We start from the raw sequence: 12,396 nt of genomic DNA on the forward strand, positions 1-12,396 counted from the left end.
AGTACGCGAAACAACCTGCCGTTTCGCTTACTAAGTGATCAGCTTCCCTTTTTTGCCGACCGGGAAAGATTATTTTGCTTAAGTCCATGGCAACTGCCGCGACCAAGCTATGATTTAACCATGATGTGCCACAGGTAACTCTTGTGCTTTCCGGATTAAATGGTTGTGGTACACGGCAAAACACTTTTCCCATGGAATGGCCTGACTTCTTTGCCGTTGTACGTATGGCTCAATGAAGAGCAGCGCAGGTGACGCGCGACAGGCCGTGTCGCGTGCATTTCGGCTGCCAATTATCACAGGAAGAAAGTCATGTCAGAGCTTCCCGATCGCGATGCGATCAATGCCCTGTTTGCGGGTAATTATGCCGACCCTTTTTCGTTACTGGGGATGCACCGGACTCAGCAAGGCCTTGAAGTCAGGGCATTGCTCCCCGAAGCGCTCGAAGTGTGGGTTATTGAAACCTCTACCGGGCGCAAACTGGCTCAGCTGGTGTGTGAGGATGCACGCGGCTTCTTCAGTGGCGTCATTCCGCGCCGTAAAAATCACTTCCGCTATCAGCTGGCGGTGAACTGGCACGGCCAGCAAAACCTGGTAGACGATGCTTACCGCTTTGGCCCGCTGCTGCAGGAGATGGATTTGTGGCTGCTGGCGGAAGGGACGCACCTGCGTCCTTACGAGACGCTGGGCGCGCACGGCGACGTAATTGATGGCGTCACTGGCACCCGCTTCTGCGTCTGGGCACCTAACGCCCGTCGCGTTTCCGTCGTGGGTGATTTCAACTTCTGGGATGGCCGCCGTCATCCGATGCGTCTGCGTCAGGAACTGGGCATCTGGGAGCTGTTTGTGCCGGGTGCGGTCAACGGCCAACTCTATAAATATGAAATTATCGACGCCAACGGTGAATTGCGCATCAAAGCGGACCCCTATGCCTTTGAAGCGCAGATGCGTCCGCAAACTGCGTCGATGATCTGTGGTCTGCCAGAACCGGTTGAGATGAAAGAGGAGCGTAAAGCCGCCAACGGTTTTGACGCGCCGGTCTCTATCTATGAAGTTCACCTCGGCTCCTGGCGTCGTCACACCGACAACAACTTCTGGCTGAGCTACAAAGAGCTGGCTGAACAGCTGGTGCCCTACGTCAAAGAGATGGGCTTTACCCATATCGAGCTGCTGCCGATCAACGAACATCCGTTTGATGGCAGCTGGGGCTATCAGCCGCTGGGCATGTATGCGCCGACCCGCCGTTTTGGAACCCGTGATGAGTTCCGCGCCTTTATTGACGCCGCCCATGAAGCGGGCCTCAATGTGCTGCTTGACTGGGTGCCGGGTCACTTCCCCAGCGATGACTTCGGTCTGGCACGCTTCGACGGCACTCAGCTCTATGAGCACAGCGACCCGCGCGAAGGCTTTCACCAGGACTGGAACACCCTGATCTACAACTTTGGTCGCCGGGAAGTGAGCAACTACCTGTCGGGCAACGCGCTCTACTGGACCGAACGCTTTGGCATTGACGGCCTGCGCGTGGATGCAGTGGCGTCGATGATCTACCGTGACTACAGCCGCAACGAAGGGGAGTGGGTGCCGAATCAGTATGGTGGCCGTGAAAACCTCGAAGCGATCGAATTCCTGCGTAACACCAACCGCACGCTCGGCACCGTGGCGTCCGGCTCGGTCACCATGGCCGAGGAGTCGACGGACTACCCTGGCGTGACGCGTCCGACTGAGGGCGGCGGGCTGGGCTTCTGGTTCAAATGGAACCTCGGCTGGATGCACGACACGCTCGACTACATGCAGGTCGATCCTATCTACCGCAAGCACCATCACAATCTGATGAGCTTCGGCATGATGTACAACTACACCGAAAACTTTGTGCTGCCGCTGTCGCATGACGAAGTGGTTCACGGCAAGCGCTCCATTCTCGATCGTATGCCGGGCGATGCCTGGCAAAAGTTCGCTAACCTGCGGGCCTATTACGGCTGGATGTGGGGCTTCCCCGGCAAGAAATTGCTGTTTATGGGCAATGAATTCGCTCAGGGCCGCGAATGGAACCATGACGTCAGCCTGGACTGGCATCTGCTGGAAGGTGATGACAACTGGCATCACGGTGTTCAGCGTCTGGTGCGCGATCTCAACCACACCTATCAGCACTACACGCCGCTGCATCAGCTTGATTTCGATCCCGCCGGATTTGAGTGGCTGGTGGTGGACGATGCGGAACACTCCGTCTTCGCCTTTGTCCGCCGCGACCGCGCAGGCAACGAAGTGATCGTGGTCAGTAACTTTACGCCGGTGCCGCGTCCGGGCTACCGCTTTGGCGTTAATCAGCCTGGCTACTGGCGCGAAGTGCTGAATACTGACCAGCATGAATATCACGGCAGCGACGTGCGCATTCATCGGGTACACACGGATACGCAGCCGAGCCACGGGCGGCCGCAGTCACTGAGCCTCAATCTGCCGCCGCTGGCAACAGTATGGCTGGTGCGGGAGGCTGAATGACCGTTACTGCCGGTGATCCCGAGCCGCTGGGTGCCAGTTACGATGGCAAAGGCGTTAACTTCACCCTGTTCTCACAGCATGCGGAACGCGTAGAGCTCTGCCTGTTTGACGAACAGGGCGCAGAACAGCGTTTTGACCTGCCTGGCCGCAGTGGGGATATCTGGCATGGTTATGTTCCGGCGTTAAAACCGGGACAGCGCTATGGCTTCCGGGTGCATGGTCCCTGGTCGCCGCAGCGGGGACATCGCTTTAACCCGGCGAAGCTGCTGGTTGATCCCTGCGCCCGTGCGGTGGAAGGCGACGTCCCGGATGACCCGTTGTTTCAGGGCGGTGAGTTGCAGCCCGATCCGCATGACAACGCGGCGATTGCGCCGAAGTCGCTGGTCGTCGCCGAAGATTTCGACTGGCAGGACGATGTCGCCCCGCGCACCCCCTGGGGCAACACGGTGATTTATGAAGCGCACGTACGCGGCCTGACGCAGCAGCATCCGGAAATTCCGGAAACGCTGCGCGGGACTTACGCGGCGCTGGGTCATCCTGTTATGGTGAATTACCTGCGCGATCTTGGCATTACGGCGCTGGAGCTGTTGCCGGTTGCCCATTTCGCCAGCGAGCCGCGCCTGTTGCAGCTCGGTCTCAGCAACTACTGGGGCTATAACCCCTTTGCGCTCTGGGCCGTCGATCCGCGTTACGCCGCCGGTCAGCCGGGCGTGACGCCGTTGCAGGAGTTTCAGCAGGCCGTCAGAAATCTGCATGCTGCGGGTATTGAAGTGCTGTTGGACGTGGTGTTCAACCACACCGCTGAACTGGACGAGATTGGCCCGACGATCTCAATGCGTGGCATAGACAACGCCAGCTACTACTGGCTCGATGAGCAGGGCGGTTATCAGAACTGGACCGGCTGCGGCAACACGCTGAACATCCATCATCCGCAGGTGATGGCGTGGACCTTAGAGGCGCTGCGCTACTGGGTACGGGTCTGCCATGTGGACGGCTTCCGCTTCGACCTCGCGCCCGTGCTGGGCCGCACGCCCGATTACCAGCGTGATGCGCCTTTTTTCGAGGCGATACGCGCCTGTCCGCTGCTCTCGCAGGTCAAGCTGATTGCTGAACCCTGGGATATCGGTCCTGACGGCTATCAGGTTGGCCGTTTTCCGCCGCCGTTTGCCGAGTGGAACGATAAGTTTCGCGACACCGCGCGTCGCTACTGGCTGCACGGCGCGTTAAGCAACGGTGAATTTGCCCGCCGCTTTGCCGCCTCCAGCGATCTTTACCAGCATGACGACCGGTCGCCACACGCCACGGTTAACCTGATCACCGCCCATGACGGCTTCACGCTGTGGGATGTGGTGAGCTTCGAACGCAAACACAACGAAGCGAACGGGGAAGATAACCGTGATGGTCACGGCGATAACTACAGCCACAACCACGGCAAAGAGGGGCTGCACGTCAGCTTTGATGTGATCGAACGTCGCCGTCGCAGCGTGCGTGCTCTGCTGACGACGCTGCTGCTGTCACAGGGCACACCCATGCTGCTGGCCGGTGATGAGCGCGGCCATACGCAACGCGGAAATAACAACGCCTACTGTCAGGATAACGCCCTGAGCTGGCTTGACTGGCAGGCGGATGAGAAGGGATTAGTCGGATTCACCGCCGCACTGATTGCTCTGCGCCAGCGCATTCCGGCGCTGACCGCAGATCGCTGGTGGCAGGACGGTGACGGCAATGTGCAGTGGCTCAATGCCGGTGGCCAGCCACTGCAGCACGATGAATGGGCACAGGGGATGCACAGATTGCAGATCCTGCTGTCCGGCCGCTGGTTAATAACAATAAACGCCACGGATACGGTGAATGACATCGTGTTACCAGACGGAGAATGGCGTGCCCTTCCTCCTTTCGCCGGGGACGACAACCCCATCCTGCTAACTGTCTGGCATGGTCCCGCACACGGTGTGTGCGTGTTCCAAAAGCAATCATAAGGAGTCAGACATGGTTAAGTTAGATAGAACAGATCACCTGATGCTGGCCCGCCAGCTCCCTACACAGACGGTTGCGCTGATCCTCGCTGGCGGACGCGGCACGCGCCTGGTCGATTTAACGGCCAAACGTGCCAAACCGGCGGTGCATTTCGGCGGCAAGTTCCGCATTATCGACTTTGCCCTCTCCAACTGCGTCAACTCCGGTATCCGACGGATTGGCGTGATTACACAGTATCAGTCTCATACCCTGACGCAGCATATCCAGCGTGGCTGGTCGATCTTCAACGAAGAGATGAATGAGTTTGTCGATTTGCTGCCAGCGCAGCAGCGCTTTTCGACCGAACAGTGGTATCGCGGTACGGCCGATGCCGTGACGCAAAACCTTGATGTGATTCGCCGCTATCAGGCGCAGTACATCGTGATCCTGGCCGGGGACCACATTTATAAGATGGATTATTCACGGATGCTGCTGGATCACGTGGTTAACGAGGCGAAATGTACCATCGCCTGTTTACCGGTGCCGGTGCATGAGGCCACGGCGTTTGGCGTGATGGCGGTAGACGAAGAGAACATGGTGATCGACTTTGTGGAGAAACCCGCGAAGCCGCCTACCATGCCGGGTGATGACACGCAGTCGCTCGCCAGCATGGGGATCTACGTGTTTAACGCGGATTATCTCTACGACCTGCTGGAAGAGGATCTGCAGACGCCGGGCTCTAACCATGACTTTGGCAAAGATATCCTGCCAAAAATCGTGGCAAGCGGCGAAGGCTACGCGCACTCCTTTGCGCTTTCCTGCGTACAGAACGATGACAACGCGCCGCCTTACTGGCGTGACGTCGGCACGCTGGAAGCCTACTGGCGCGCCAATCTCGATCTGGCATCGGTGATGCCTGAGCTTGATATGTATGACGTGACCTGGCCAATTCGTACCCACATGGAGCCGCTGCCGCCCGCCAAATTTGTTCAGGATCGTTCCGGCAGTCACGGGATGACCATGAATTCGCTGGTTTCAGGCGGCTGCATCATCTCCGGGTCGGTGGTGGTCAACTCGGTGCTGTTCCCACGCGTTCGCGTTAACTCGTTTTGCAATATTGATTCAACCGTACTGCTGCCTGATGTGGTCGTGGGCCGATCGTGTCGCCTGCGTCGCTGTGTGATTGATCGCGCCTGCGAACTGCCGGAAGGCATGGTTATTGGCGAAAACCCCGATGAAGACAGTCGCCGTTTTCACCGTTCGGATGAAGGGATCGTACTGGTCACCCGCGCCATGCTGGCCAGGCTGGCCAAAGCGGGGCTGTAAGCGATAAGCGGAACTTACGCAATCGGCACGCGGAGCGTGCCGGATAACTTAATGAGGTCGAGGATGCAGGTTTTACATGTCTGTTCAGAACTTTTCCCGCTGCTAAAAACGGGCGGACTGGCTGATGTAGTCGGGGCATTACCTCAGGCGCAAATTGCGGGCGGCACGGATACACGGGTGCTGTTGCCCGCGTTTCCCGCATTGCGCAAAGGCATACCTGATCTCCAGGTCGTGACGGAGCGAGAGACATTTGCCGGTCATGTGCGTCTGTTATTTGGTGAATTTAATGGGGTGGGCATCTACCTGATTGATGCGCCGGGTCTCTACGATCGCCCCGGCAGTCCCTACCATGACGAGTCGCAGTTTGCGTATGTCGACAACTATCTGCGCTTTGCGCTGCTGGGCTGGGTCGGCTGTGAACTGGCGTGCGGCATGGATTCTATGTGGCGTCCCGATATTGTGCATGCTCATGACTGGCATGCTGGCCTGACCTGCGCCTATCTGGAAGCGCGTGGTCGTCCGGCTAAATCGGTCTTCACCGTGCACAACCTGGCGTATCAGGGGCTGTTCATGGCGCACCACATGGAAGAGATTGGTCTGCCCTGGTCGTTCTTTAATATGCATGGGCTGGAGTTCTTCGGACAGATCTCCTTCCTGAAGGCGGGACTTTTTTACGCCGACCATATCACGGCGGTAAGCCCGACGTACGCCCATGAAATTACCTCTGCCGAATATGCTTACGGCATGGAAAGCCTGCTGGCGCAGCGCATGCGTGAAGGCCGTCTCAGCGGGATTCTCAACGGTGTTGATCCCTCAATCTGGGACCCGGCGCACGACCTGCTGCTGAGTGCGCGCTATAACCGCGACACGCTGGAAGCCAAAGCAGAAAACAAACGTCAGCTGCAGGTGGCGATGGGGCTGAAGGTGGACGATAAAGCGCCGGTGTTCTGCGTCATCAGCCGTCTGACCAAACAGAAAGGGCTGGACCTGGTGCTGGAGGCGCTGCCGGGCTTGCTGGCGCAGGGCGGACAGCTGGTCCTGCTTGGACAGGGTGATGCCGAGCTGCAACAGGGATTCCTGGCGGCGGCGGCGGAGCACCCTGGCAGCGTCGGCGTGCAGATTGGCTATCACGAAGCGTTTTCACATCGCATTGTGGGTGGGGCGGACGTCATCGTGGTGCCGAGTCGCTTTGAGCCGTGCGGCCTGACACAACTTTATGGCCTGAAATATGGTACGTTGCCGTTAGTGCGCCGCACCGGCGGGCTGGCGGATACCGTGAATGACAGCTCTCTGGAGAACCTGGCTGACGGTATCGCCAGTGGATTCAGCTTTGAAGATGCCAATGCCTGGTCGCTGCTGCGGGCAATCCGGCGCGCGTTTGTGTTGTGGTCCCGTCCTTCACTGTGGCGTTACGTTCAGCGTCAGGCGATGGGCATGGACTTTAGCTGGCAGGTGGCCGCACAAGCCTACCGTGATCTCTACCAACGTTTGATGTAACGGATTGGGAAAACTGGATATGAATGCACCTTTCACTTACGCCTCACCAACGTTGACGGTTGATGCCTTAAAGCATTCGATTGCCTACAAACTGATGTTTACCATCGGCAAAGATCCCTCTATTGCCAATAAGCACGAGTGGCTCAACGCCTCGCTGCTGGCGGTGCGTGACCGGATGGTGGAGCGCTGGCTGCGTTCCAGCCGTGCCCAGCTTTCTCAGGATGTCCGCCAGGTCTATTACCTGTCGATGGAGTTCCTGATGGGCCGCACGCTGGGGAATGCGCTGCTGGCGATGGGGATCTATGACGATCTCAACCAGGCGCTGGATGAGATGGGGCTGGATCTGGCGGAGCTGATGGAAGAGGAGAACGATCCGGGGCTGGGCAACGGCGGCCTGGGTCGCCTGGCAGCCTGTTTCCTCGACTCGCTGGCGACGCTGGGGATGCCGGGCCGGGGTTATGGCATCCGCTATGATTACGGCATGTTCAAACAGAACATTGTGGAAGGTGAGCAGAAAGAGTCACCGGATTACTGGCTTGAATATGGTAATCCGTGGGAATTCCAGCGTTTCAATACCCGTTACAAAGTGCGTTTTGGTGGCCGTGTCCAGCATGAAGGCACGAAAGTGCGCTGGCTGGAGACCGAAGAGATCCTGGCGATGGCCTATGACCAGATCATTCCGGGCTTCGACACCGATGCCACCAACACCCTGCGACTGTGGGGCGCGCAGGCCAGCAACGAAATCAACCTCGGTAAGTTCAACCAGGGCGACTATTTTGCGGCGGTGGAAGATAAAAACCACTCTGAAAACGTGTCGCGCGTGCTCTATCCGGATGACTCAACCTATTCGGGCCGTGAACTGCGTCTGCGTCAGGAATATTTCCTGGTCTCCGCGACGGTGCAGGACATTCTCAATCGTCACTGGCGGATGCACCAGACCTGGGACAACCTGGCGGACAAAATCGCCATTCACCTGAATGATACTCATCCGGTGCTGGCGATCCCCGAACTGATGCGACTGCTGATCGACGAACATAAGTTCAGCTGGGATAGCGCCTTTGACGTCTGCTGTCAGGTCTTCTCTTACACCAACCATACGCTGATGACCGAAGCGCTGGAGACCTGGCCGGTCGATATGATCGGTAAGATCCTGCCGCGTCACCTCAGCATCATTTTCGAAATCAACGATTTCTTCCTCAAGACCATTCAGGATCACTATCCTGATGACCTGGATCTGCTGTCGCGCATTTCGATCATCGACGAGAACGATGGCCGCCGGGTGCGCATGGGCTGGCTGGCCGTTGTCGTCAGCCACAAAGTGAATGGCGTTTCAGAGCTGCACTCCAACCTGATGGTCCAGTCGCTGTTTGCCGACTTCTCCCGCCTGTTCCCTGGCCGTTTCTGCAACAAAACCAACGGGGTGACGCCACGTCGCTGGCTGGCGCTGGCGAACCCGGCGCTGTCAGAGGTGCTGGATGAGGAGATTGGTCGCAACTGGCGTACCGATCTGAGCCAGCTGGATGAGCTGAAAGCACAGATCGACTATCCGGCGTTTATTGAAAAAGTTGCGGTTGCCAAGCACCAGAACAAGCGTCGGCTGGCCGACTGGGTGGCGAAGAATCTGGATGTGGTGCTCGACCCGAACGCGCTGTTTGATGTGCAGATCAAGCGTATTCACGAATACAAACGCCAGCTGCTTAACGTGCTGCATGTGATCACCCGCTACAACCGCATTAAGGCCGACCCGCAGGCGGACTGGGTGCCGCGTGTGAATATCTTTGCCGGTAAAGCGGCATCGGCCTATTACGTTGCCAAGCACATTATTCATCTGATCAACGATGTCGCCAATGTGATCAACAACGATCCGCAGGTGAAGAACAAACTGAAAGTGGTCTTCATCCCGAACTACAGCGTGAGCCTGGCGCAGATCATTATCCCGGCGGCCGATCTCTCTGAGCAGATCTCGACCGCCGGCACGGAAGCGTCCGGCACCAGTAACATGAAGTTTGCGCTGAACGGTGCGCTGACGATCGGTACGCTGGATGGTGCTAACGTTGAGATGCTGGATCACGTCGGCGAAGAGAACATCTTTATCTTCGGGAATACCACGCCGCAGGTCGAAGCGCTGCGTAAAAACGGCTATAACCCGCGTGACTACTATGAAGGGGATGAAGAGCTGCATCAGGTGCTGACGCAGATTGCCTCTGGCGTATTCAGTCCGCAGGATCCGGGCCGCTACCGCAATTTGTTCGATTCTCTGGTTAACTTCGGCGATCACTATCAGTTACTGGCAGATTATCGCAGCTATGTGGATACCCAGGATAAAGTGGATGCGCTCTACCGTAAACCGGATGAGTGGCAGCGCCGCGCCGCGAAAAATATCGCTGGCATGGGCTACTTCTCGTCGGACCGTACCATTCAGGAGTACGCCGATGAGATCTGGAATATTACACCGATAAGGTTGTAGGGAACGGACAGCAGGCTTTTCTGATGTGCTTTGCGGCCGGGAAACCGGCCGCAGTGTCCTCTTCTCCCTCTGCGCTTCAGCCATCCCGCACGCTTTTCTCAGGGGGCAGCTTTTTATGGCCTTTGCGCCGGTATCTGCCCGTCGTGCGAACCAGATCATTACACCCTGGCTGAGAATCGCTACTATGCGGGAAAGCACGATGACCCGACAGGCAACGACAGCCAATGCGTGAAAACATCAACCAGGAAATTACCTTTCGTAAGCTCAGCGTTTTCATGATGTTTATGAGCAAAGGGAATATCGCCCGCACGGCGGAAGCGCTGGGGCTAAGCAGCGTCAGCGTGCATCGTGCGCTGCATACGCTGGAAGAGGGCATCGACTGTCCGCTGTTTATCCATAAAGGCCGTAATCTGGTGCCGCTGCCTGCCGCCTGGACGCTGCTGGACTACTGTCGCGACGTGACCACCCTGATGGGCAAAGGCATTGAAGAGGCGCGTAAAGTGGCAGGCATCGGCGTGGGGCGTCTGCGGCTTGGCACACTCTACTCGCTGACGCTTGAAACCATTCCCCGTTTGATTATGGGCATGAAACTGCGTCGGCCCATGCTGGAGCTTGATCTGACCATGGGCTCTAACCAGATGCTGCTGAATATGCTGGAAGATGATGCGCTGGATGCGATTCTGATCGCCACCGATGACGGCGAACTCAGCGACGCGCATTTTGATGTGGTTCCGCTGTTTGAAGACAGCATCTTTCTGGCGGCTCCCGCCGGAGAAGCGTGGGACGGAACCGGGCCGGTGGATCTGCGTGACTATGCCGACCGGAATTTTGTCTCACTGGCTGAGGGCTTCGCCACCTATACCGGCTCGCAGGAGGCGTTTCAGATAGCCGGATTTGAACCGCGCATGGTCACGCAGGTGAATGACATTTTCTCGATGATAAGCCTGGTGCAGGCGGGCATTGGCCTGGCGCTGATTCCGGGACGCATGAAGAAGGTGTATGAAAATAACATTCAGTTGCTGCCGCTCGCAGAGCCTTACCCGATGCGTCAGCAGATCTCGATTGTCTATTCACATCGCCGCGAACGCGATAATGACCTGCTGGCCCTGGCGGCTGAAGGGCGAATGTACGCCCGCAGCCTTACTGACTCAGCCGTTTAGCCAGATGCAGCGCCACCTCGACGCTGTTGCGCTCCAGACAGATCGCTTCGCCCTGCCAGCCCGCCTGAAGCGTCAGGCCCGTCAGCACATTGCCCGGCGGCATCTCAATTGCCAGCCGGGCGTCGCGCTGGTTAGCGGAAACCATCGCATCATTCCACTGCACCGTGCGCGCCATGTTAAAGGCGAGATCGTCAGCTATTCTGTCCGGTTCGTGAATCACCCGCCCGGTTGAACCGCTAAGATAAGCGCAACGGGGCCGGGAGAGGTTGACGGACGCAAAGGCGCGAGCCAGTTCGGCGGCGGGTTTGTCCAGCAGGGCGCAGTGCGACGGCACGCTCACCGCGAGTCTGATCGCTTTGCTGGCACCGGCATCCAGCGCTTTCTGTGCCACCCTGGCCATATCCTCGTCACGACCGGCGATGACAATCTGCGTTTCCGCATTCAGGTTAGCGATGTATGTATTGCTGCCAGGCAGCAGTGTCTCCAGACGGTTCAGCGTCAGGCCGGTGATCGCGGTCAGGCCATACCCCTGCGGATAAGCCTGCTCCATCAGATCGCCACGCAGCGCAACCAGCCGCAGGGCGTCGCTGAAATCCAGCGCACCGGCGATGACCGCCGCAGGAAACGCACCAATCGACAGACCACTGACGATGTCCGGTTTCACCCCACGACGGATCAGCTCGCGCGCCCAGGCGACACCGGCAATCAGCAGACAGAGCTGCACGGCGCGGGTGTGGCGCAGTGCATCAGCGCTGTCGAGCCGATCGGTCTCGTCGCCCAGCACTGCTCGCACGCTGTGTAACAGTGCGTCGCCGTCAGGCAGCTGCTGCAACATCCCGGCACGCTGGGTGCCCTGGCCAGGAAAGGTAAAGAGTATTTTCATGAATTCTCCCTGCTCCAGGGTGAAGCGGTCAGTATCGGTCCGGTGTCGGTTTTTAACAGCACGCGTCCCTCGCGCAGCCATTCGTTCAGAGCAAACGCGCCAGACGGTGTTTCCACCTGCGTATCCACCCGACAATCCAGCGCGTCGGTCTGCGTCTGCCAGTTCTGTAGCGCATCGCGTGTCAGTGGCTGCGGGGCGCGGATCACTAAATCCAGATCGCTGTCAGCATGCAGCGTGGGCCGCTGTGTCGCCAGCGCATAACCGGTGCTGCCGGTAATCCCCCAGTGCCAGGGCCAGTGAGTCTCACTGAGTGCCATCGCCGCACGGACCGGTGCATACGCTGTAAAGGGTGAATCCCGCAGCCACGCACGTTCTGCCAGCTTCTCTGGCGTCACTATCCGGCGAATATCGGCTGGATTAATCCAGCCAGCGGCGCGTTGCTCACGTCGCTCACCGCGCACGCCAATCGGGATCAGCCCGGACTCGCGGTCATCACGCCGCACCACCACCGGCAGCCCGGGATGCCAGAACAGGCTGACCCAGCGTTCTTTGATCGCGGCTAACGCGTCGCGGTGACGCAGCCAGAGCAGATCGTGGGGGCGCGGCGCACTCAT

8 protein-coding genes are annotated in these 12,396 nt (G+C 58.3%); 6 read left to right on the top strand and 2 right to left on the bottom strand.

What is annotated here, in order from left to right:
* Positions 1-309 precede the first annotated feature (309 nt).
* From glgB to N5J69_RS18005, 6 genes are all read left to right on the top strand, one after another.
* Positions 310-2,493 (top strand): 1,4-alpha-glucan branching enzyme, encoded by a 2,184-nt coding sequence (gene glgB, locus N5J69_RS17980; RefSeq protein ID WP_279771951.1) that lies wholly within the window; start codon positions 310-312, stop codon positions 2,491-2,493.
* Complete coding sequence (gene glgX / locus N5J69_RS17985; protein ID WP_279771952.1) at positions 2,490-4,472, top strand: glycogen debranching protein GlgX; 1,983 nt, start codon at positions 2,490-2,492, stop codon at positions 4,470-4,472. The genes glgB and glgX overlap by 4 nt, the downstream gene beginning before the upstream one ends.
* Before the next feature lie 10 nt (positions 4,473-4,482).
* Positions 4,483-5,775, top strand: a complete 1,293-nt coding sequence (gene glgC / locus N5J69_RS17990; protein ID WP_279771953.1) for a glucose-1-phosphate adenylyltransferase — start codon at positions 4,483-4,485, stop codon at positions 5,773-5,775.
* Positions 5,776-5,838: 63 nt separating this feature from the next.
* Positions 5,839-7,272 carry a glycogen synthase GlgA gene (gene glgA / locus N5J69_RS17995; RefSeq protein ID WP_279771954.1) on the top strand — a complete coding sequence of 478 codons (1,434 nt, stop codon included), beginning with the start codon at positions 5,839-5,841 and terminating at the stop codon, positions 7,270-7,272.
* A gap of 19 nt (positions 7,273-7,291) precedes the next feature.
* Complete coding sequence (gene glgP / locus N5J69_RS18000) at positions 7,292-9,739, top strand: glycogen phosphorylase (RefSeq protein ID WP_279771955.1); 2,448 nt, start codon at positions 7,292-7,294, stop codon at positions 9,737-9,739.
* Positions 9,740-9,963: 224 nt separating this feature from the next.
* Positions 9,964-10,899 (top strand): LysR family transcriptional regulator, encoded by a 936-nt coding sequence (locus tag N5J69_RS18005; RefSeq protein WP_279771956.1) that lies wholly within the window; start codon positions 9,964-9,966, stop codon positions 10,897-10,899.
* Here N5J69_RS18005 and mdcH read toward each other — a convergent pair.
* The gene (gene mdcH / locus N5J69_RS18010; protein WP_279771957.1) at positions 10,880-11,782 is read right to left on the bottom strand and encodes a malonate decarboxylase subunit epsilon; all 903 of its coding nucleotides are present in this window, start codon (positions 11,780-11,782) and stop codon (positions 10,880-10,882) included. The genes N5J69_RS18005 and mdcH overlap by 20 nt on opposite strands.
* Entirely contained in the window at positions 11,779-12,396 is a 618-nt protein-coding gene (locus N5J69_RS18015) for a malonate decarboxylase holo-ACP synthase (protein WP_279771958.1), read from the bottom strand. The genes mdcH and N5J69_RS18015 overlap by 4 nt, the downstream gene beginning before the upstream one ends.

The organism is Pantoea sp. GD03673 (assembly GCF_029844725.1).
Classification (GTDB): domain Bacteria; phylum Pseudomonadota; class Gammaproteobacteria; order Enterobacterales; family Enterobacteriaceae; genus Pantoea.

Coding starts and splice junctions, on each gene's coding strand:
- glgB (WP_279771951.1), top strand. CDS start 310: ATGTCAGAGCTTCCCGATCGCGATGCGATCAATGCCCTGTTTGCGGGT.
- glgX (WP_279771952.1), top strand. CDS start 2,490: ATGACCGTTACTGCCGGTGATCCCGAGCCGCTGGGTGCCAGTTACGAT.
- glgC (WP_279771953.1), top strand. CDS start 4,483: ATGGTTAAGTTAGATAGAACAGATCACCTGATGCTGGCCCGCCAGCTC.
- glgA (WP_279771954.1), top strand. CDS start 5,839: ATGCAGGTTTTACATGTCTGTTCAGAACTTTTCCCGCTGCTAAAAACG.
- glgP (WP_279771955.1), top strand. CDS start 7,292: ATGAATGCACCTTTCACTTACGCCTCACCAACGTTGACGGTTGATGCC.
- N5J69_RS18005 (WP_279771956.1), top strand. CDS start 9,964: ATGCGTGAAAACATCAACCAGGAAATTACCTTTCGTAAGCTCAGCGTT.
- mdcH (WP_279771957.1), bottom strand. CDS start 11,782: ATGAAAATACTCTTTACCTTTCCTGGCCAGGGCACCCAGCGTGCCGGG.
- N5J69_RS18015 (WP_279771958.1), bottom strand. CDS start 12,396: ATGAGTGCGCCGCGCCCCCACGATCTGCTCTGGCTGCGTCACCGCGAC.